Source organism: Andreprevotia chitinilytica DSM 18519 (genome assembly GCF_000711875.1).
Classification (GTDB): Bacteria; Pseudomonadota; Gammaproteobacteria; order Burkholderiales; family Chitinibacteraceae; genus Andreprevotia; species Andreprevotia chitinilytica.
On the sequence record NZ_JONM01000003.1, the window covers coordinates 204080 to 224791 of the forward strand.

Annotated in this window: 19 protein-coding genes; 15 read left to right on the forward strand and 4 right to left on the reverse strand. The window is 59.2% G+C overall.

What is annotated here, in order from left to right:
- Positions 1-6: 6 nt before the first annotated feature.
- The 3 genes from priB to fdxA all read right to left on the reverse strand — a co-directional run bounded on the left by priB (position 7) and on the right by fdxA (position 1141).
- Entirely contained in the window at positions 7-312 is a 306-nt protein-coding gene (gene priB, locus BR41_RS23495; RefSeq protein ID WP_084186870.1) for a primosomal replication protein N, read from the reverse strand.
- Positions 313-678 (reverse strand): 30S ribosomal protein S6, encoded by a 366-nt coding sequence (rpsF, locus tag BR41_RS06120; RefSeq protein ID WP_035054118.1) that lies wholly within the window; start codon positions 676-678, stop codon positions 313-315. It abuts the gene before it with no gap.
- Positions 679-817: 139 nt separating this feature from the next.
- Positions 818-1141 (reverse strand): ferredoxin FdxA, encoded by a 324-nt coding sequence (gene fdxA / locus BR41_RS06125; RefSeq protein ID WP_035054120.1) that lies wholly within the window; start codon positions 1139-1141, stop codon positions 818-820.
- Between the two features lie 129 nt (positions 1142-1270).
- Here fdxA and gluQRS point away from each other — a divergent pair, with 129 nt between their 5' ends.
- The 15 genes from gluQRS to BR41_RS25525 all read left to right on the forward strand — a co-directional run bounded on the left by gluQRS (position 1271) and on the right by BR41_RS25525 (position 18671).
- A complete protein-coding gene (gene gluQRS / locus BR41_RS06130) occupies positions 1271-2161 on the forward strand; it encodes a tRNA glutamyl-Q(34) synthetase GluQRS (protein WP_211251686.1) in 891 nt (296 codons plus the stop codon).
- A 224-nt stretch (positions 2162-2385) separates the two neighbouring features.
- A complete protein-coding gene (locus tag BR41_RS06135; RefSeq protein WP_169741256.1) occupies positions 2386-5229 on the forward strand; it encodes a motility hub landmark protein FimV in 2844 nt (947 codons plus the stop codon).
- 181 nt (positions 5230-5410) lie between these two features.
- Complete coding sequence (gene truA / locus BR41_RS06140; protein ID WP_035054126.1) at positions 5411-6199, forward strand: tRNA pseudouridine(38-40) synthase TruA; 789 nt, start codon at positions 5411-5413, stop codon at positions 6197-6199.
- The gene (locus BR41_RS06145; RefSeq protein WP_035054129.1) at positions 6199-6819 is read left to right on the forward strand and encodes a phosphoribosylanthranilate isomerase; all 621 of its coding nucleotides are present in this window, start codon (positions 6199-6201) and stop codon (positions 6817-6819) included. The genes truA and BR41_RS06145 overlap by 1 nt, the downstream gene beginning before the upstream one ends.
- A 22-nt stretch (positions 6820-6841) precedes the next feature.
- On the forward strand, positions 6842-8053 hold the full coding sequence (trpB, locus tag BR41_RS06150; RefSeq protein ID WP_035054131.1) for a tryptophan synthase subunit beta: 1212 nt from the start codon (positions 6842-6844) through the stop codon (positions 8051-8053).
- Positions 8054-8335: 282 nt separating this feature from the next.
- Positions 8336-9139, forward strand: a complete 804-nt coding sequence (gene trpA / locus BR41_RS06155) for a tryptophan synthase subunit alpha (RefSeq protein ID WP_035054134.1) — start codon at positions 8336-8338, stop codon at positions 9137-9139.
- Between the two features lie 53 nt (positions 9140-9192).
- Entirely contained in the window at positions 9193-10065 is an 873-nt protein-coding gene (accD, locus tag BR41_RS06160; protein ID WP_035054137.1) for an acetyl-CoA carboxylase, carboxyltransferase subunit beta, read from the forward strand.
- Positions 10065-11342, forward strand: a complete 1278-nt coding sequence (gene folC / locus BR41_RS06165) for a bifunctional tetrahydrofolate synthase/dihydrofolate synthase (RefSeq protein WP_035054139.1) — start codon at positions 10065-10067, stop codon at positions 11340-11342. Before accD ends, folC begins: the two co-directional genes overlap by 1 nt.
- 5 nt (positions 11343-11347) lie before the next feature.
- Complete coding sequence (locus tag BR41_RS06170; protein WP_035054140.1) at positions 11348-12154, forward strand: SPOR domain-containing protein; 807 nt, start codon at positions 11348-11350, stop codon at positions 12152-12154.
- Between the two features lie 7 nt (positions 12155-12161).
- A complete protein-coding gene (locus BR41_RS06175; RefSeq protein ID WP_035054142.1) occupies positions 12162-12653 on the forward strand; it encodes a CvpA family protein in 492 nt (163 codons plus the stop codon).
- Positions 12654-12711: 58 nt separating this feature from the next.
- Positions 12712-14256 carry an amidophosphoribosyltransferase gene (gene purF, locus BR41_RS06180; RefSeq protein WP_035054144.1) on the forward strand — a complete coding sequence of 515 codons (1545 nt, stop codon included), beginning with the start codon at positions 12712-12714 and terminating at the stop codon, positions 14254-14256.
- A 153-nt stretch (positions 14257-14409) separates the two neighbouring features.
- The gene (locus tag BR41_RS06185) at positions 14410-15591 is read left to right on the forward strand and encodes an O-succinylhomoserine sulfhydrylase (protein ID WP_035054146.1); all 1182 of its coding nucleotides are present in this window, start codon (positions 14410-14412) and stop codon (positions 15589-15591) included.
- A gap of 136 nt (positions 15592-15727) precedes the next feature.
- Positions 15728-16054 carry a quaternary ammonium compound efflux SMR transporter SugE gene (sugE, locus tag BR41_RS06190; RefSeq protein WP_245615813.1) on the forward strand — a complete coding sequence of 109 codons (327 nt, stop codon included), beginning with the start codon at positions 15728-15730 and terminating at the stop codon, positions 16052-16054.
- 159 nt (positions 16055-16213) lie between these two features.
- Complete coding sequence (locus BR41_RS06195; RefSeq protein WP_035054148.1) at positions 16214-18286, forward strand: carbon starvation CstA family protein; 2073 nt, start codon at positions 16214-16216, stop codon at positions 18284-18286.
- Positions 18279-18671, forward strand: coding sequence for a CstA-like transporter-associated (seleno)protein (locus tag BR41_RS25525; RefSeq protein WP_035054151.1), 393 nt, complete (start codon positions 18279-18281; stop codon positions 18669-18671). The genes BR41_RS06195 and BR41_RS25525 overlap by 8 nt, the downstream gene beginning before the upstream one ends.
- 105 nt (positions 18672-18776) lie before the next feature.
- Here the strand turns inward: BR41_RS25525 and BR41_RS06205 are convergent, their stop codons facing one another.
- A complete protein-coding gene (locus BR41_RS06205) occupies positions 18777-20651 on the reverse strand; it encodes an MFS transporter (RefSeq protein ID WP_035054152.1) in 1875 nt (624 codons plus the stop codon).
- Between the last annotated feature and the right edge of the window lie 61 nt (positions 20652-20712).

Sequence of the window (20712 nt, forward strand, 5' to 3'; positions counted from 1 at the left end):
TTGACCTCAATTCAGTAATTCAAATTCATCGATATGCAGTACGAGTCGCCGGGCTTGCTTTTGATTGGCACTGACGATAAATCCACTCACGCGGACTAACTTGCCAATACCTATCCTGCCCAACTTGATGCCGATCTCGCCGATCGCCATCGCTTCAACTTCTGCTACAACACGTCGTGTTGCACCATTTTCATGTTGTTGCGATTGGTGGCTGATCACACAGGCCTGGATGGGTACACCTGCCGGGCTGTGGCGTAAAACCGGTAATTCAACGAGCGTTCCGCTCAGTTCGACTCGATTGCGATCCAGCACTTAAGCCGCAGCAACTTGGCCTTCTGGGCCGGTCAGCGACTTGGACTTTTCTTCCTTCATCATCGGCGACGCTTCGGTCACGGCGTGTTCCATCTTGATAGTCAGATGGCGCAGGACAGCGTCGTTGAACTTGAAGGCGTGCTCGAGTTCGTCCAGGGTTTCCTGGCTGATCTCAACGTTCATCAGCACGTAGTGAGCCTTGTGGATCTTCTGGATCGGGTAAGCCAGTTGACGGCGGCCCCAGTCTTCCAGGCGATGGATCTGGCCGTTGCCGGTTGCGATCAGGGATTTGTAGCGCTCGATCATCGCGGGCACTTGCTCGCTTTGATCCGGGTGCACGATGAAAACAATCTCGTAATGTCGCATGAATGCTCCTTTTGGGTAAAAGCCTGCCGCGTGCGACGACGGTCAGGCAAGGCGAAGAATCGAGCATTCTAAACAAATACCGCCACTTTCTCAAGCGGCGGTATTTGATGTGAATGCGGTGTTGCTGGCAGCGTTACGCTTAGTGCTCGATCTGGTCGATTTTTCCGACAACGCTTGCCCATTGTTCGTGATCCGGTAGCGGGTCTTTCTTTTCGACAATGACGGGCCATGTCTTCGAGAGATCGGCGTTCAGCGGAATGTATTGCAACATGTTTTCCGGCACATCGTCTTCGGCGTAGATCGCCTCGACCGGGCATTCGGCCACGCACAATGTGCAATCGATGCATTCGTCCGGATCAATCACCAGAAAATTCGGACCTTCGTGAAAGCAGTCGACCGGGCATACATCGACACAGTCGGTGTACTTGCATTTCACACAGGCGTCGGTGACGACGTAAGTCATGGCGTATCCTCTAGTTTGGCTGTTCTTGCGACAATCCATCATTCTAACAAAGCTCGCCCCAGTAAGCCCACCGGTTACAGCCATCCAGATAACCCGAGTTTGTGTCGATTCGTAATGCCTGATTCCCCAATCTATCGTGGGCGCTTTGCGCCAAGCCCAACCGGTGAGCTGCACATGGGGTCGCTCCTGGCTGCCGTCGCCAGTTATCTGGAGGCGCGTTCGCGTGGTGGGGAATGGTTGGTTCGCATGGAGGATCTTGATCCGCCGAGGATGATGGCAGGGGCTGCCGGGCGGATATTACGGGTGCTGGAGGCATATGGTTTTGCCTGGGATGGCGAAGTGAAATATCAAAGCCTGCGTGGTCCTGCTTATGAATTGGCTTTGGAAAGATTGCGTGATCGCGATCTGCTTTATCCCTGTTCGTGTACCCGCAAGGAGGTGGCATCGATCGCCCGTGCCGGTATTGATGGCCCAGTCTATCCAGGTACTTGTCGGAATGGCTTGCGGCCAGGGCAGGCGCCGCGGGCGTGGCGGTTGCGAGTAAGTGCGGAGCCGATACGATATAGCGATGTGATTCAAGGGGAGCAACAGCAGCGTCTGGATGAACAGGTTGGTGATTTCGTGTTGCGCCGGGCTGACGGTTTGTTTGCCTATCAACTCGCCGTGGTAGTGGATGACGCGGATCAAGGCGTGACCCATGTGGTGCGTGGTGCAGACCTGCTTGATTCGACGCCAAGGCAAATTTATTTACAGAAATGCCTTGGATTACCAATCCTCGAATATGGGCATATTCCCGTGCTGGTCAATGCGGCGGGGGAAAAGCTCAGCAAACAGACTCTCGCTTTACCGCTGCAGGCTGGCGAGGCTGCGCCTGATTTATGGCGTGCGCTCAAATATCTAGGACAAAATCCGCCGGCTGAATTGGGTAATGCGGATTTGGATTTGCTGTGGAAATGGGCGCTGCTGAACTGGCGTCTTGATTGTGTGCCACGGCAGCGATCAGTTTGGATCGAGGATTGACAGTGCGCTGTTTTTAGTTGTGTGGATGTGCTAATGGAATTTGAGTGGTGGTTGTTTCCGGTAGTAAAAAATATTTCCAGTTCGATTAGTTAATTTGCTATATCTGCAACTGATTGATGCAGCTTTTTGCTGCGCCTTGCGCCTTGATGTAAGGTGGTGCTATGTTCCGAGCCGATATCTTATAGAAGCGTCGTGCTGGTACAAATATGCCTTGGGGGAGAATCGTGCCGATCCAGTTGAAATACAAAGCTTGCGCGCTTGCCATGTTGTTGGCGACGTCGTGGTCTGCCCAAGCGGCAGGCTTGGGTCGCCTAAATGTGTTGTCCGGTATCGGTCAGCCTTTCCGCGCCGAAATCGATCTGGTGGCCGTGCAGCCCAGTGAAGCCGATTCGCTTGCCGTGAGTCTTGCCTCGCCAGAGGCGTTTACCAATGCGCAGATTGCTTATCCGCCGACGTCTCTCGGTCTTCGTTTCAATATCGAGAAGCGGGCCAGCGGTCAGTACTATGTGGTCGTTACGTCTTCTCAAACGGTTGGCGAGCCGTTCCTTGATTTGCTGGTTGATTTGAATTGGGCATCCGGGCGTATCCAGCGTGAATATACCGCGCTGATCGATCCGGTTGGCTATGGCGGTTCCAGCACTGCCGGTGGTGCGCAGGAATCATCGGATCGCTTTGCCAACAAGACATTGCCGGGCTCGATTTCCAGTGCCGTGAAGGCACCCAGGGTCTCTGGCAAGGGGCGGCACGCGAAAAAAGCGCCCGCTGCAGCGACGGAAGAATCGGCAAAGGCGCCGCCCGCGACCACGAATACCAGCGAGGGGCAAGGGGCTGACTCGTATACCGTTAAGCCGGGCGATACGCTGTCGTCAATTGCCAAGCAGGTCAAGCCGGACGGTGTGAACCTTGAGCAGGTTCTGGTCAGCCTATATAAGACCAATCCAGACGCTTTTGCCGGCAATATGAATCGGCTCAAGCGTGGCAAGATTCTGCAGATTCCGGAAAAGGAAAAAATCGAGTCGGTCAGCAAGAGCGAAGCGGCCAAAGAGATCAAGGTCCAGGCCGAAGATTGGAAGGGCTATCGCAGCAAATTGGCTGAAGCTGCTGGCAAACAGCCGGCTGCAGCCGTTGAAGACAAGGCTGCTTCCGGCAAGATTACCGCGAAGGTTGAAGACAAGGGCGCAAGCCAGACCGAGTCTGGCAAGGATGTGCTGAAGCTGTCCAAGGGCACCGATGCCAAGGGCAAGCAAGGCACTTCGTCCCAGCAGGCGCGCGTGAATGCGCTGGAGGAAGAGGCCGCAGCGCGCCAAAAGGCGCTGGATGAAGCAAATCAACGTGTCGGCGAACTGCAAAAGAACGTTCGCGACATGGAAAAAACGCTCGCAGTGAAGAGCAAGATGGGCGCCTCGGCGGCAACCGGTATGGCTAAGGCATCGGCCGCCGTTGCAGCTGGCGCATCGGCTCCAGCTGCGCAGAGCACGACCGCGGCAGCCAAGGTCGAGGCTGCATCTGCTGCCGCTGTGGCGTCGACGGTGGCAGCTGCATCTGCCGTTGCATCTGAAGTAGTGGCTGCGCCTGCGAGTGCAGTTGCTTCGGCGCCTGCAGTGGTTGCCAGTGCACCGGCCAAGAAACGTGTAGCCCCTGTCGCACCGCCGGTCCAAGAAGAGGAATCCTTCCTGGATACCTTGCTTGGCAACCCGCTATTGCTGGGTGGTGGCTTGTTGGCCATTGTGGCCGGTATTGGCGGCTTGGTTTGGGCGCGTCGTCGTCGTCCGGCCAACTTTGCCGATAGCATCATCACCGGTGGTGATCTGAAGCCAAATACGGTGCTCGGCAATACCGGCGGTGCAGTGATCAGCACCCAACCGACCGAAAACTCCTTCCTGACCGACTTCAGCCGCCAAGGCTTGGGCACGATCGATACCGATGAAGTCGATCCGATCGCCGAAGCCGAGGTCTACATGGCCTATGGGCGCGATGCCCAAGCGGAGGAAATTCTCCGTGATGCGCTCGTCAAGGATCCGGGCCGGCATGAAGTTCGTCTGAAGCTGCTAGAGATCTATTCAGCACGCAAAGACAAGACGGCATTCGAGGAAATTGCTGCCGATCTGTACGCCCAGCTGAGTGGTCAGGGTCCGATCTGGGAACAGGCCGCGTTCATGGGCCGCAACATCGATCCGGAAAATCCGCTGTATCAGCGCAAAGAGCCTGCTGGCGATGGCGGTGATTTTGTTTCGACTGCTGCCATGGCCGCTACGGTTGCTACGACTGTTGCCGTTGCGGCTCCGGTCGCAGCAATGGCTGGTGCGCAAGAGCTGGACTTCGATCTGGGCGCGCCAGAGTCGGTAGAGATGCTCGAAACACCGGTCGAACCACTGCTTGAGGCCGAGCCGCTCGATCTTGGCTTCACCGCCCCGACCGCGCCAGTTGCAGAAGCGGCACCTGCAGAGGTCGTGGATGACCTGGGCTTCGACCTCGATGACTTTGTCGTGCCGGGTGAAGAGGCCGCTGCTGCGCCTGCAGCCGCTCCAGTCGTCGCAGCGCCTGCAGCGCTTGAATCACACGGTTTTGTCGATACGGTGCCGGGCGAATTGCCGGTGGCTGAAGCACATGCCGACGATCTCGACGCGACGGATCTGGATTTCTCTCTGGATTCATTGCTGGAAGAGGTTTCTTCGGCTCCCGCGCCAGTACCTGCTCCGACCGTCGTCGAGGCGACTGCTCCTGCTGCAAGTGGCGATATTGGCCTGGATTTTGATTTCTCGCTGGATGAGCCGGCTGCGGCTGCGCCGGTGCCTGCTCCGGCAGCCGAAGTTGCGCATGATCTGAATCTCGACGATATCAATCTCGACCTAGGTGGTTTGGAAGAGGTGCATGCTGCACCGGTGCCTGTTGCCGATGGCGAGGCTGATTTCGCCGCAGATGATCCGGTCCAAACCAAGATTGATCTGGCCAAGGCTTATATCGATATGGGCGATGTCGAAGGTGCTCGCGAAATCCTGCAAGAAGCGATCAGCGAGGGGAATGCAACGCAGCAGCACGAGGCGAAGGGCTTGCTCGATACGCTGTAATCTCGGGTGCAGGGCCGGGCGCATGCCCGGTGCCTGATGTGGTACAAGTGGCGTGAAGTTGCCGGCAGGCAACGCACGCCACTTGTCTTTTTGCGTGCGTTGGTGAGTGGCCGGGCATGAATCGAATAACCGTTGGATTGATTGAGTTGAGTAAAGCGTTGAATCGACATTGGATCGGGGCATGACGACCCGATATGTGCTGGCCCTGGAATACGACGGCCGCGCTTTTAGCGGCTGGCAAATCCAGCCGCAAGTCACGACCGTGCAGGCGGAGCTGGAGCGTGCGTTGATGCAAATGGCCGGTCACCCGGTTCGGGCGCATGCCGCCGGGCGTACCGATGCGGGTGTGCACGCTAGTCGACAGATTGTCCATTTCGATACTGATGCCAAGCGGCCGATCACCGCCTGGGTGCGCGGTGTGAATAGCTTTTTGCCGCAGGGTGTTGCAGTGCTGTGGGCGAAGGAAGTGCCGGATCATTTCCACTCACGCTTTGTCGCAACTGCGCGCCATTACCGCTATCTGTTGCTCAACCACCCCGTGCGGCCTGCCTTGTGGGCGGGTAGGGTGGGGTGGATGCATCAGCCGCTCGATCTCGATGCATTGCGTGCCGCGGCATCGCTATTGCTCGGTGAGCACGACTTTTCCAGCTTCCGTGCTGCGGAATGCCAAGCCAAGACGCCCGTTAAAACGTTGACCCGGCTGGAGATGCACGCCGAGGGCACTTTGCTGTACTTCGATTTCTCCGCCAACGCCTTTTTGCATCACATGGTCCGCAATATCATGGGTGCGCTGCTGCATGTGGCGAAGGGCAACCGTCCGCCGGAATGGATCGCTGAATTACTGGCTGCACAGGACCGAAGCATCGCCCCACCAACGTTCATGCCAGACGGACTCTACCTGGCTGGTGTAAGCTATCCGCCCGAATACGGCTTACCGACCGAGCCGGAACCCCGTCACGGATTGATCTGATGATTCCCCGTATCAAGATTTGCGGCCTGCGCGATGTAGCAATGGCTGTCGAGGCTGCTCAGGCCGGTGCCAATGCGATTGGTCTGGTCTTCTATGGGCCAAGTCCGCGCAACGTCGAAATCGAAACCGCTCGAGCCATCGTTGCAGCGCTGCCGGCCTTTGTGAGCACCGTCGGGCTGTTCGTCGATGCCGATCCAGCCTTGGTTCGTCAGGTGATTGAACGCACGCAAATCGACCTGCTCCAGTTCCATGGCGACGAGTCTCCGGCGTACTGCCGTCAGTTTGGTCGTCCCTATATCAAGGCTGTGCGGGTAAAACCGGATACAAATTTGGTAGAATACTGCGCGCTGTACCCGGATGCGAAAGGCGTACTGGTCGATGCCTATGTCGCCGGAACGCCGGGCGGCACCGGTGAGGCATTCGATTGGTCGTTGTTGCCAAAGGCGTTGCCGCTACCGCTGATTCTGTCCGGCGGCCTCAATCCAGATAATGTGACCGACGCGATCCTGCAAGTGCAGCCGTGGGCGGTCGATGTGTCCAGTGGCGTAGAAGCCGCGCGTGGCGTGAAAGATCCTGCGAAAATCACGGCCTTTATCCGGGCTGTCCATGCAGCCGGTTAACGGTCTGCCAAGCGAGAAAGCAATGAACGAACCGCTCCATTACCACCAACCCGACGAACGCGGCCACTTCGGTCAGCATGGCGGCATCTATGTCGCCGAAACGCTGATGTCTGCGCTCGATGAATTGCGCATCGAATACGAAAAGGCAATCAATGATTCGGAATTCATGGCGGAATACCGCTATGAACTCAAGCATTACGTTGGCCGGCCGAGCCCGGTCTATCACGCCAAGCGTTGGTCCGAACAACTCGGCGGCGCACAGATTTTCCTCAAGCGTGAAGACCTGAACCACACCGGCGCACACAAAGTGAACAACACCATCGGCCAAGCCTTGTTGGCACGCCGCATGGGCAAGAAGCGCGTGATTGCCGAAACTGGCGCTGGTCAGCACGGGGTCGCTTCGGCAACGGTCGCGGCACGTTATGGTCTGGAATGCGTGGTTTACATGGGGGCTGAAGACGTCGCTCGCCAGTCGCCGAACGTATTCCGCATGAAGCTGCTGGGCGCGACCGTCGTGCCAGTGTCCTCAGGCAGCAAGACGCTCAAGGATGCGATGAACGAAGCGATGCGCGACTGGGTGACCAATGTCGACTCCACCTATTACATCATCGGCACCTGTGCCGGCCCGCATCCGTACCCGATGCTGGTGCGTGATTTCCAGTGCGTAATTGGCGATGAAGCCAAGGTGCAGATGCAAGACATGATCGGCCGCCAGCCGGATGCGGTCATTGCCTGTGTTGGTGGTGGCTCCAACGCTATTGGTATTTTCCATCCTTACATTGAAGTGCCGGGCGTGCGCCTGATCGGCGTCGAAGCTGGTGGCGATGGCGTCGAAACCGGCCGTCATGCGGCACCGCTGACCGCCAACGCCAAGACCGGCGTGCTGCACGGCAATCGCACCTATCTGATGCAGGACGAAAACGGCCAGATCGTCGAAACACATTCGATCTCCGCCGGCCTCGACTACCCTGGCGTCGGACCGGAACACAGTTATCTGAAGGACATCGGCCGTGCTGAATACGTCGCCGTGACGGATGACGAAGCGCTCAAGGCGTTCCACGATCTGTGCCGCTATGAAGGTATCATTCCGGCGCTCGAATCCAGCCATGCTTTGGCCTATGCGAGCAAGCTCGCGCCGACGCTTTCCAAGGATCAAGTCCTGCTCGTCAACCTGTCCGGTCGCGGCGACAAGGATATTCCGACCATCGCCAAGCTCGACGGCATCCAGCTTTAGGCTCTGTTGACATTTGTTTCGCGGCTGCGCTGGGCCAGAAAAAGGTCCAGCACTAGGCGCGCGACGACGGCAATAACCGGTTATTACCTAGGAGCGGAACAACGTGGTTGACCTTTTTCTGGCCCAGCCCTTCGGGTTTGGGGCATTTCGGGCGCATCGCCGTGCCGCGAATCGCTGGTGGTATCCATACCACGGCGCGCTTCGCGGCCCAACGCTGCATCCCGAACTGCCCCAAACGCAGTCGTGAAACAAATGTCAACAGAGCCTAGCAGATCACACACAATGTCCCGAATCGAATCCACGATGCAGGCGCTGGCGGCTCAGGGCCGTCAGGCGCTGATCCCGTTCATTACCGCTGGCGACCCGAATCCGGGCGTTACCGTCAAACTGATGCATGCACTCGTTGCCGGTGGTGCCGACATCATCGAGCTCGGGGTGCCGTTTTCCGATCCGATGGCCGATGGCCCTGTGATCCAGCGTGCTTCCGAACGCGCCTTGGCACATGGTGTTTCGTTACGCCAGGTGCTGGCGATGACCGCCGAATTCCGCCAGACCGATACCAAAACGCCAGTCGTGCTGATGGGCTATGCCAACCCGGTTGAAGCCATGGGCTACGAGGTATTTGCCAAAGCTGCTGCCGAGGCGGGCGTTGATGGCGTACTGACCGTCGATCTGCCGCCGGAAGAAGCCGACGAATGCGCGGGTATCCTGAAAGCCCACGGTCTTGATCTGATTTTCCTGCTGGCCCCAACCACGCCGGTTTCGCGCCAGCTCGCCGTACAGCGCCTGGCGCGCGGCTACGTGTATTACGTATCGCTCAAGGGTGTGACCGGCGCGGCTCACCTCGATGTGGATAGCGTTGCCGCCAAACTGGCTGAGCTGCGTAAGAACATTTCGCTGCCGATTGGTGTCGGCTTCGGCATTCGTGATGCAGATACCGCCCGCCGCGTGGCCGGTGTGGCCGATGCGGTCGTGATTGGTTCGCGGCTGGTGCAGGAAGTAGAGGCCGGTGAAGCCGGCCTTGCCGAACGATTGACTGCTTTTCTCGCGGGCGTCCGTTCCGCCATGGATACCGCTCGCACCTGATCTGGTTCCTTTTTTCAAAGAGACCGATCACGCAAAGTACACAGGAGTAAACAATGAGCTGGTTGCAAAAACTGCTGCCCCCGAAGATCAAAAGCCGCGAGCCGGGTTCCAAGTCCGCGGTGCCGGAAGGCTTGTGGTACAAGTGCTCGGCCTGCAGCGCGGTGCTCTATCGCACCGACCTCGAGAACAATCTCGATGTTTGCCCAAAGTGCAGCTACCACAATGCGGTCTCGGCGCGTCGTCGCCTGGATCTGTTGTTGGATGCCGAAGGTCGCTTTGAAATCGGCGCGGAAGTGCAGCCGGTCGACATCCTCAAGTTCAAAGCCACCAAGCGTTACGCGGATCAGATCGAAGCCTACAAGCAAAGCACTGGCGAAGATGATGCGCTCGTCGTGATGCAGGGCGCGATCCTCACCGTACCGGTTGTGATTGCGGCGTTCGAGTACAAATTCATCGGCGGCTCGATGGGTTCGGTGGTTGGCGAGCGCTTCGTGCGCGGCGTGCAAGTGGCGCTCGAGAACAACCTGCCGTTTATTTGCGTGGCGGCCTCGGGTGGCGCGCGGATGCAGGAAGGCCTGAATTCGCTGATGCAAATGGCCAAGACCTCCGCGGTGCTGACGCGGCTGGCCGACAAGAAACTCCCCTTCATCTCGGTGTTGACCGATCCGACCATGGGCGGTGTGTCCGCCTCGTTTGCCTTCCTGGGCGACGTGGTGATCGGTGAGCCGGGCGCGCTGATCGGCTTTGCCGGCCCACGTGTGATCGAGCAGACCGTGCGCGAAACCCTGCCGGAAGGCTTCCAGCGTTCCGAGTTCCTGCTGGAGAAGGGCGCAATCGACATGATCATCGACCGCCGCGAAATGCGTCTGCAAATTGCCCAGTTGCTGACGTTGTTCCAGAAACAACCCGCCCCGGTTGTATCCTGATGGCGGCATTTGACGCGGGTCGGCTCGATGAGTGGCTCGCGCATCTGGAACAAGCCCATCCCAAGGCCATCGATATGGGCCTTGCCCGCATTTCGCACGTGCGGGACGTGATGGGCCTCAAGCCCGGTTTTCCGGTGCTGGTCGTGGCCGGCACCAATGGCAAGGGCTCGGTTTGCGCCTTTCTCTCGACGATCCTGCGCTGTGCCGGCTACAAGGTCGGCACGCATACCTCGCCGCATTTGCTGCGCTACAACGAGCGCGTCACGGTCGATCTGCAGGAAGCCAGCGATGAGGCCTTGGTCGATAGCTTCCGAGCTATCGAAACTGAGCGTGGCGATACCTCGCTGACCTATTTCGAATTTGGCGTGTTGTCGGCGATGAAGATTTTCATCGATGCCAAGGTTGATGTCGCGGTGATGGAAATCGGCTTGGGCGGCCGGCTCGATGCCGTCAATATCTTCGATGGCGATGCAGCCTGCGTGGTCAGCATCGACCTCGATCATCAAGCCTACCTTGGCGACAACCGCGAAGACATCGGCCGCGAGAAAGCCGGCATCTTCCGTACTGGCAAGCCCGCGTTCTGCGGCGATGCCGAGCCGCCGCAAAGTTTGGCCGCTGTGGCCGCCGAGCAGGGCACGCCGCTGGAATTCATCGGTCGTGACTTCGGCTGGCAGAAAGAGGCGGAAGGGCAACAGTGGATGTTCTGGCGTGGTGATACCCGTCGCCATGCATTGCCATTGCCAGCGCTGCGTGGGCAGTACCAGCTGGGCAATGCCTCGGTGGCCTTGGCCATGCTCGATGCGCTGCGTGAACAGCTGCCGATCAGCCTCAACGACATCAAGCGGGGCTTGCTGGAAGTCGAATGGCCGGCACGTTGCCAAGTCTTGCCCGGCCGCCCGCAAACCGTGCTCGATGTAGCGCACAACCCGCATGCGGCGCGGGCGCTCAAATCCGCGCTCGATCAAATGGGCTATGCCGAAACCACCCATGCCGTGTTCGGCATGATGGCGGACAAGGATATTGAAGCGGTCGTACGCATTCTGGGCGACCGGATTGATCGCTGGTACGCAGCAGCTCCCAATTTGCCGCGGGCGGAGCCGGCCGACCAACTAGCGCAACGCATTGCCGCGTTGCAGCCCAAGGCGCGGGTGACCGCATTCGAATCGGTTGCCGGGGCATGGAAAGCCGCCACGCAGGCGGCCGGCGACAATGATAGAATCCTCGCCTTTGGTTCCTTCTACACCGTCGCTGAAGTCATGGCGGCACGCGGTCGATAGCGGATATGGCACGAGACAACGTTAGCGAAGAACTCCAGCAACTCCGTAAACGTGCGCGCCGCCGCTTGATCGGCGCGGTGACCTTGGTCATCTTTGCACTGGTCGTCCTCTGGACCGTGCTGGATGGCGAGCCGCCCGTTGCCTTGACCCATCCAGTCGAAATCATCGCCAGTGCGCCCAGCACATCGGCCAGTGGCGCCAACGCCGCTGCCCAGCCGGCGCCAGCCGCAACGACTTCTACTTCCTCTTCCTCACAAGCTGTTGCTCCAGCAGTACCGGCTGCTCCGGTCGTCGCCGCAACCGATAAAACAACGCCCGCACCTGTTGCGCCGCAAGTGCTGCCGGGCAAGCTGGTTAACTCCCAAGTCGAGCATCTGCAGATCGAACCAGCACCAAAGCCGAAAGTCACGCCGAAGCCGGCTGAAGCAAAGTTGATCGAACCGAAGCCGGCCGAGTCCAAGCCTGTCGAAAAACCTGCTGTCGAAAAGCCAGTAAAGCCGACTCCAAAGCCTGTCAAAGATCCACAGCGGATTCTGGATGGCATGGATGAAGCCGAAGCACCCAAGCCCGCTGCTGAAAAGCATGTCAGCGCCCATGCCTACGTGCAGATCGGTGCATATAGCGACAAGGCCAAAGTGACGGAGATTCTTGGCAAACTCAAGGCCAATGGCTTGCCAGCCTATGGTGAGGCAGTCAATGGCAAGGGCGTTGCGCTGACGCGTATTCGTATCGCCGCCAATGACGATGCCCATGCCAAGGCGCTGCTGCAGAAGGCTGCAGCGCTCGGCTATAGCCCGCAATTGGTGCATTGAGTTCGCTGTGACCGGTTTCGATTACGCAATCCTCGCCATCGTTGGTTTGTCCATTTCGCTCGCCGTCATGCGTGGCTTGGTGCAAGAGGTCATGGCGCTGGTCGGGTGGATCGCTGCGAGCTGGTTGGCAATTCACTATGCCGACTCCATATCGGTGTATATGCCCAAAGGAATTCCGGACGAGCGCTTGCGCTATTTGGCCGCGATGGTGGCGATTTTCTGTGGCGTCTGGCTGTTTGCGGCCTTGCTGCGGATCACGATCAGCCAGTTCCTGAAGGCGACCGGTTTGAATCCGCTGGATCGTTTGCTGGGCGCATTGTTTGGACTCGCGCGTGGCGTCTTGTTTGTCTTGTTGCTGGTGTTGTTGTCTGGCCTGACTGCTTTCCCGCAGTCGAGCATGTGGCGCGATGCCATGTTCAGCCCGCCGTTCGAAGCTGCCGCGAAAATGGCTGTGCCTTGGCTGCCCAAGGGGCTGGCGGAGCGCATCAAGTTTGAATGAAGCTGCCCGGAAGGCGTTTCCGGGTGGCCGTTTTTATGTGTTTTGAGGATCGTTGAATATGTGTGGCATCGTCGGCCTTGTCGCCAAAACCCCCGTCAACCAGATGCTGTATGACGGGCTGCTGGTCCTGCAACATCGGGGCCAGGATGCTGCCGGCATCGTGACCGCCGAAGGACCGATGTTCCACATGCATAAAGGCCAGGGCTTGGTGCGCGATGTGTTCCGCACCCGCAACATGCGCTCGTTGCTCGGCAATGCCGGCATTGGCCATGTGCGCTACCCGACGGCAGGTTCGGCTTCCAGCCTGGCCGAATCACAGCCGTTCTACGTCAACAGCCCGTTCGGCATCGTGCTGGCGCACAACGGCAACCTCACCAACGACAAGCAACTGAAAGACGAGATGTACCGCACCGATTTGCGGCACATCAACACCAATTCCGATTCCGAAGCGCTGCTCAACGTGTTGGCGCACGAGCTGTCCAAGCGCACCAACGGCTTGGCGCTGACGCCGGAAATCGTTTTCGATGCCGTGACCGCCGTGCATCAGCGCGTGCGTGGCGCTTATGCGGTCGTGGCATTGGTGGCAGGCTTTGGCCTGATCGCCTTCCGTGATCCGTATGGTATCCGCCCGCTGTCGCTGGGCGTACACGAAACAGCCGAAGGCCCGGAATACATCGTGGCCAGCGAATCGGTCGTGCTCGACACGCTCGGTTTCAAATTCATGCGCGATGTTGCACCGGGCGAGGCGGTCTATGTCTCGTTCGACGGCAAGCTCTCCAGCCGCCAGTGCCACCCGCATGCAAAGCTGGTGCCGTGTATCTTCGAACACGTCTACTTTGCCCGGCCGGATAGCGTCATCGACGGGATCTCGGTGCATGAAGCCCGCCTGAACATGGGCATGCGTCTGGCGGATAAAGTGCGCGGCATGGTGCCGGCGCTTGATATCGATGTAGTGATCCCGATCCCGGACACCAGCCGCGATGCAGCGCTGGAAATGGCCAACGAACTCAAGCTGCCGTACCGCGAGGGCTTCATCAAGAACCGCTATATCGGCCGCACCTTCATCATGCCGGGGCAGGCCAGCCGCAAGAAGTCGGTGCGCCAGAAGCTCAACCCGATTGCAGTCGAATTCCGTGGCAAGAACGTGCTGCTGGTCGACGATTCGATCGTGCGTGGCACGACCTCGAAGGAAATCGTGCAGATGGTGCGGGACTGTGGCGCGAAGAAGGTCTACCTCGCTTCCGCCGCCCCGCCAGTCAAGTTCCCGCACGTTTATGGCATCGACATGCCGACCCGTGCCGAGCTGATCGCGACCGGCCGTACGGACGAGCAGATCGCCGAAGAGATCGGTGCCGATGCAATCATCTATCAGGAGCTCAGCGCCTTGATCGAAGCCTGTAGCGATGCCAGCGGCGGCAAGATCACCGAGTTTGAAACCTCGTGTTTCGATGGCAACTACATTACTGGTGATATCACCGATGCCTACCTGGATGAGCTGGAAGCCAAGCGTCTGTCGCCGCTGTCTGCCAAATCCAAGGAAGGCGATCCGGATAGCCGGCTGCTGGATTTGAACATTGGCGTAGCGGAACAGAATTTGATTTAGCGCCCACGAACAAAGTCCCGCTGGCTGCGTTCTGCTCGCTTGCCGTACGACTTGTACTGTCTGCGCTTCGCACGCCTTGCCAGCGGGGCTTTGTTCGCGGGCAGTTACTCAGCGGGGGCAATGGCTCCCGTTGGCGTTTCAAGGATTTCTCCCATGCAAGATTTCGATTTCGACGACCTTCACCCCGATACCCTCGCCATCCGCGCCGGTACCACGCGCAGCGAGTTTGGCGAGCATTCGGATGCGATGTATCTGACCTCGAGCTTCTGTGTCGGCAGCGCCGAAGAAGCCTCGCTCAAGTTCACCAATCAGATTCCCGGTTTCATCTATTCGCGCTTCACCAACCCGACGGTGACAGCGTTCGAAGAGCGGCTCGCGGCGCTGGAAGGCGGCGAGAAAGCGATTGCGACGGCGTCCGGCATGGCGGCGATCCTGGCGCTTGGCATGGCGCATCTGAAAGCGGGCGATCACGTCGTTGCATCGAACGGCCTGTTTGGCGCGACGATCCAGCTCTTCAATACCTACTTCGTGAAGTTCGGCGTCGAAGTCAGCTACGTGAGCGCGACTGATCCGGCAGCGTGGCAAGCGGCGGTCAAGCCGAACACCAAGCTGTTCTTCCTCGAAACCCCATCCAATCCGCTGACTGAAGTGGCCGATATTCCCGCGATTGCGGCGGTTGCCCACGCCAACGGCGCATTGCTGGCGGTCGATAACTGCTTCTGCACGCCGATCCTGCAGCAACCGCTGAAACTCGGCGCTGATCTGGTGGTGCATTCCGCCACCAAGTATCTGGATGGGCAGGGCCGGGTGCTCGGCGGCGCGGTAGTTGGCAAGAAAGAGCTGATCGATCCGGTTTACCTGTTCCTGCGCACTGCCGGCCCAAGTCTCTCGCCCTTCAACGCCTGGGTGATCCTCAAAGGCATGGAAACGCTGCCGATCCGCATGCGTGCGCATTGCGAGAATGCGCTGAAGCTGGCGCAGTGGCTGGAAAGCCGGCCAGAGATTGATCGCGTTTTCTACCCTGGGCTGGAGTCGCACCCGCAATATGCGTTGGCGCAACGGCAGCAGAAAGGCGGTGGCGGCATTGTGTCGTTCGAGGTCAAGGGCGGCCGCGAGGCAGCCTGGAAGCTGATCGACCGCGTGCAATTGCTCTCCCGCACCGCCAACCTCGGTGATGTACGCAGCACGATTACGCACCCGGCTAGTACCACGCACGGCCGTGTCACGCCGGAAGCGCGTGCTACGGCCGGCATCCGTGAAGGGCTGATCCGCATTTCGGTCGGCTTGGAGAATATCGACGACCTGATCGCTGATCTGGAACGTGGCTTGGCCTGATTGCCACACTCGGCCGGTGATTGTTCGCTGCCATGTGGATTGATCGCCGGTAAGCTTGGTTCGTTTACGACGGTGTGGGGACGACCCCACACCGTTTTCCATTGATGGGGACGACCCCGCCCACCGGGAGTTGATCATGTCCCCCACCTTCCTGCCTTGGCTTGCCCTGATATTCGCCGGTCTCTTCGAGGTCGCCTGGGCCCTGGCGCTGAAAGCCTCTGACGGCTTCAGCAAACCGATCCCATCTATTACCTTCGGTATTACCGCCACCATCAGCATGGTGCTGCTGGCCTATGCCATGAAGCATCTGCCAGCCGGTACGGCCTACGCCATCTGGACCGGTATCGGCGCGGTCGGTACGGTCGTGCTCGGTATCGTCTGGTTTGGCGATCCGGCCAACTTGCTGCGGGTTGCATCGATTTGCCTGATCCTGGCCGGCATTGTTGGTCTCAAGCTGGCGTGATCTTCTGATCGCATTCGGGAAAACACTGATACCGGCATTCGTTCTCTACGGCGGACTATCGCGCGGTGGAAAAAAGTAGTTATATCAAATCGACTACATGCCATCTGCATGCTGGGTTAGCATGGCGAGCGCATCCGAATGATCCGATCAGGAGTCAGCATGAAAGCAGTCAAGCAGTGGGGGATATGGTTGGTGGTGGGTTTGGTGGGCGCATTTGCGTTCGCCACACTCGCACTTAGCCGTGGTGAGCACGTCAATGCGGTCTGGTTGGTGACGGCGGCGGTAGCTTGTTACGCAATCGCATACCGGTTCTACAGCCGTTTTATCGCTGAAAAAGTCTTTGAGCTGGATGACCGGCGCATGACGCCGGCCGAGCGCCGCAACGACGGCCTGGACTACGTGCCGACCAACAAGTGGGTGCTGTTCGGCCACCACTTCGCTGCCATTGCGGGTGCCGGCCCGCTGGTCGGCCCGATCCTGGCGGCGCAAATGGGCTACTTGCCCGGCACGCTGTGGATTCTGATCGGCGTGATGCTGGCAGGTGCCGTGCAGGATTTCCTGATTCTGTTCATCTCTACCCGCCGCGATGGCCGCTCACTGGGCGAAATGGCCAAGCAAGAGCTGGGCGCATTCGCTGGCGTGGTTGTGATGCTCGGTGCGCTGGGCGTGATGATCATCATCCTGTCCGCCTTGGCGCTCGTGGTCGTGAAAGCCTTGACCGACAGTCCGTGGGGCACGTTCACCATTGCTGCAACGATCCCGATTGCCATCTTCATGGGCATCTACATGCGCTTTATCCGCCCGGGCCGCATTGCCGAGATTTCGGTGATCGGTTTCGTGCTGATGATGCTGGCGATCATCTATGGCGGCGATATCGCCAAAGACCCGACCTTCGGTCCGCTGTTTACGCTGCATGGCACCGAGCTGACCTGGGCGCTGGTGATCTACGGTTTCGTGGCATCGGTGCTGCCGGTGTGGCTGCTGCTGGCCCCGCGTGATTACCTCTCTACCTTCCTCAAGATCGGCGTGATCGTCGGCTTGGCGATCGGCATCGTGTTTGCTGCGCCAGATCTGAAGATGCCGGCGGTGTCGCGCTTTATCGATGGCTCTGGCCCGGTGTTCGCCGGCAGCCTGTTCCCGTTCCTGTTCATCACCATTGCCTGCGGTTCGATCTCGGGCTTCCACGCGCTGGTAGCATCCGGCACCACGCCCAAGCTGGTCGAGCGCGAAAGCCACATGCGCGTGATCGGTTACGGCGCGATGCTGATGGAGTCGTTCGTCGCCATCATGGCCTTGATCTGCGCCTCGGTGATCGATCCGGGTGTCTACTTCGCTTTGAATTCGCCGGCGGCATTGATCGGCAAGACGGTTGAATCCGCCTCGCTGGCGATCAATCAGTGGGGCTTCATGATTACGCCGGAGATGCTCAGCCAGATCGCGGCGGATGTCGGCGAGAAGAGCATTCTGTCCCGCGCTGGCGGCGCACCGACGTTCGCGGTGGGCATGGCGCACATCATCACGGAAATCTTCCATAGCAAGGCGATGATGGCGTTCTGGTATCACTTCGCCATCCTGTTCGAAGCGTTGTTCATCCTCACCGCTGTGGATGCCGGCACGCGCGCTTGCCGCTTCATGGTGCAGGATCTGGCCGGTGTCGTGGTGCCGGGCCTGGGCCGCAGCCGTTCGTGGGCGGGCAACCTGATCGGCACGGCCGTGGCGGTATCGGGCTGGGGCTACTTCGTTTACCAAGGCGTGGTCGACCCACTCGGCGGCATCAATACGCTGTGGCCGCTGTTCGGCATCGGTAACCAGATGCTGGCCTCGATGGCGCTGATCCTTGGCACCGTGGTGTTGTTCAAGATGAAGAAAGAACGTTACGCGTGGGTCACTGTGTTGCCGACCGCATGGCTCTTCATCACCTCGATGAGCGCCGGCTGGGAGAAGATTTTCAGCAGTAATCCGAAGATCGGCTTCCTCGCCGTGGCCGACAAGTTCAACGCCGCTGCTGCGCATGGCACCTTGCTTGCGCCAGCCAAGACGGTCGAGGATATGCAGCGTATCGCCTTCAACAACGAAATCAACGCGGCGCTGTGCGGCTTCTTCATGCTGGTGGCGGTGGTGATGCTGGTGGCGGCGTTCTTCAACATCCGTCGCGCTCTGGCTGCACGCAACCCGACGATGCGTGAAGCTGAAATCCAGCTGCGTGGCGAACCGGTGCCGAATCGTGCTTGATCTATCCAGTCTGGCTTCAACACTGCGTGGCGGCCGGCGCGAGCCGGCTCCGCCGACGACGATGGGAGAGGAGGGCGATGCCTACGAGCGTTACCTCGCCAGCCATACCGCCAGCCACGCAGACGGCATGCCGATGAGCCGTGCCGAGTTCGAGCGTTACAGCTTGGGTTCGGACTGGCTGACCGGCATCAGGGAGGCGGCAAAGAAGGTCGTGCAGACCTGCCGCTTGATGGTGGGCATTCACGACTATGAGTACTACCTGCAACACATGCACGAGCGTCATCCGGATGCCACGCCGATGAGCCGCAATGACTTCTACCGTTATTGCCTTGAGGCGCGCTTCCCCAGTGCGGATCGAGCGGCTGGTGGGAAATGTCCATGCTGATGGCTTGATAGGCGATAAAAAAACAGGCACCTTTCGAGGTGCCTGTTTTTTGTCTTGGCGCGATGCCATCCCGGCCGATAGCACCGTCCGGGCTGCACGTGGCGCTTACTGCCAAGCTCCCCGCAGTGCCTTCACCTCATCTTCAAGATATTCCCGCCCGGCTGCTTCTGCCGGAACCGGCTTGCCCACGCGAAAGCCGATCTTCGACCACACGCGGCGCGGCATCTTCATCATTGCCGCGCCATCCTTGCGGCTGAAGAAGCTGCCCCACAGACCCTGCAGCGCCATCGGCACCACCGGCACTGGTGTACGGCGGATGATGTCCTCAATGCCGGGGCGGAAGCGCTGGATTTCGCCATCGCGGGTGATGCCGCCTTCAGGGAAGATGCAGACCACTTCGCCAGCTTCCAGATACGCGGCGACGCGATCAAATGCTTGTGTCTTGAGTTCCGGGTTTTCCTTGGCCGGGGCGATCGGGATGGCCTTGGCGGTACGGAAGATAAAGCTCAGCACCGGAATCTTGAAAATACGGTGATCCATCACGAAGCGGATCGGCCGCCGCACCGCGCCAGCCAGGATCAGCGCATCCATGAAGCTGACGTGGTTGCAGATCAGCACGCACGGGCCTTCTTCCGGAATGTTTTCCAGCCCTTCGGTCTTGATGCGGTACAACGTGTGCGTGGCGATCCATACCAAGAAGCGCATGAGGAATTCAGGCAGCAGGGTGTAGATGTAGCCCGCCACCACAATATTGAGCAGGGCAGCGACCAGCAGCACGTGCGGGATGCTCACGTGGAATGCCGCCAGTGCACCGGCAAAGATCGCGGAAACTACCATGAACAGCGAGTTCATGATGTTGTTGGCGGCAATGGCGCGGGAGCGGAAACCCGGTGCGGCGCGTGATTGCATCAGCGCATAGAGCGGCACGATGTAAAAGCCGCCGAAGGTGCCAATTAGCGCGAAATCCGCCATCAAGCGCCAATTGGCCGGGCTGTGCAAAAAGGTGAGCCAGGTGAGTTCGACAGCTGACGGTGCTGGCGTGGCAAAGAAAAGGTCGATGCCGAACAGGCACAAACCGATCGAGCCAAATGGCACTAGGCCCAACTCCACTTTACGGCCGGACAATCGTTCACACAGCATCGAGCCGAGGCCAACGCCAAGCGAGAACAGCGTCATCAGCAGCGTGTAGACCGTCGCGTCGCCATGCAGCACCTCAGAGGCATAGGTGGGCAGCTTGGAGAGATACACCGCGCCTAGAAACCAGAACCACGAGATGCCGAGCAGAGACAGCCACACCGGACGGCTTTGCTTGGCTTGGCCGACGATGGCCCAGGTCTGGCTAAAGCTCCAGTCGATTTTCAGCTCCGGCACCGTGCTAGGTGCGGGCGGCATCTTGCGTGACGACAAGTAGCCAATCACTGCGCACAACAGCAGGGCGGCCATGATGGCGGTGCGGGTGCTATCGGCGTCGATCAGTAGTGTGCCGGCGACTTGGCCGAGGATGATCGAAACGAAGGTACCCATTTCGATCAGGCCGTTGCCGCCCACCAGCTCACGCGGTTGCAGGTATTGCGGCAAGACGCTGAACTTGAGTGGCCCGAACAGCGTCGAGTGTATGCCCATCAGGAAGATCGTCGACATCAGGATCAGGCCGTTGTTCAGCCAGAAGCCGATCCCGGCGATCAGCATGATGGCGATTTCCAGCACCTTCACAAAACGCGCCACGCGCGCCTTGTCGTATTTCTCGCAAATCTGGCCGCTGGTGGCCGAGAACAGGAAGAACGGCAGGATGAACAGGCCCGCGGCAAGCTGGATCATCAGCTCCGGCTTGAGCCCCAGCAATTGCATGCCATGAAAGTTGATCAACACCACGATGGCGTTTTTCAGCAGGTTATCGTTGAACGCGCCGAAAAACTGCGTGATGAACAACGGCAAGAAGCGCCGTGTCTTGAATAGATCGAACTGGTTGGACTGGTGCATGGCAGGTTCCGGTTAAGCCTCGCGGCAGTTTAACCGAAACCTGTTCCATATCGCGGATCGG

What these genes read in the sequence shown, in the direction of transcription:
- truA (WP_035054126.1), top strand. Translation starts at nt 5,411, where the DNA reads ATGACGACCCGATATGTGCTGGCCCTGGAATACGACGGCCGCGCTTTT.
- trpA (WP_035054134.1), top strand. Translation starts at nt 8,336, where the DNA reads ATGTCCCGAATCGAATCCACGATGCAGGCGCTGGCGGCTCAGGGCCGT.
- folC (WP_035054139.1), top strand. Translation starts at nt 10,065, where the DNA reads ATGGCGGCATTTGACGCGGGTCGGCTCGATGAGTGGCTCGCGCATCTG.
- trpB (WP_035054131.1), top strand. Translation starts at nt 6,842, where the DNA reads ATGAACGAACCGCTCCATTACCACCAACCCGACGAACGCGGCCACTTC.
- BR41_RS06195 (WP_035054148.1), top strand. Translation starts at nt 16,214, where the DNA reads ATGAAAGCAGTCAAGCAGTGGGGGATATGGTTGGTGGTGGGTTTGGTG.
- fdxA (WP_035054120.1), bottom strand. Translation starts at nt 1,141, where the DNA reads ATGACTTACGTCGTCACCGACGCCTGTGTGAAATGCAAGTACACCGAC.
- purF (WP_035054144.1), top strand. Translation starts at nt 12,712, where the DNA reads ATGTGTGGCATCGTCGGCCTTGTCGCCAAAACCCCCGTCAACCAGATG.
- BR41_RS06170 (WP_035054140.1), top strand. Translation starts at nt 11,348, where the DNA reads ATGGCACGAGACAACGTTAGCGAAGAACTCCAGCAACTCCGTAAACGT.
- rpsF (WP_035054118.1), bottom strand. Translation starts at nt 678, where the DNA reads ATGCGACATTACGAGATTGTTTTCATCGTGCACCCGGATCAAAGCGAG.
- accD (WP_035054137.1), top strand. Translation starts at nt 9,193, where the DNA reads ATGAGCTGGTTGCAAAAACTGCTGCCCCCGAAGATCAAAAGCCGCGAG.
- BR41_RS06185 (WP_035054146.1), top strand. Translation starts at nt 14,410, where the DNA reads ATGCAAGATTTCGATTTCGACGACCTTCACCCCGATACCCTCGCCATC.
- sugE (WP_245615813.1), top strand. Translation starts at nt 15,728, where the DNA reads ATGTCCCCCACCTTCCTGCCTTGGCTTGCCCTGATATTCGCCGGTCTC.
- BR41_RS06205 (WP_035054152.1), bottom strand. Translation starts at nt 20,651, where the DNA reads ATGCACCAGTCCAACCAGTTCGATCTATTCAAGACACGGCGCTTCTTG.
- BR41_RS06145 (WP_035054129.1), top strand. Translation starts at nt 6,199, where the DNA reads ATGATTCCCCGTATCAAGATTTGCGGCCTGCGCGATGTAGCAATGGCT.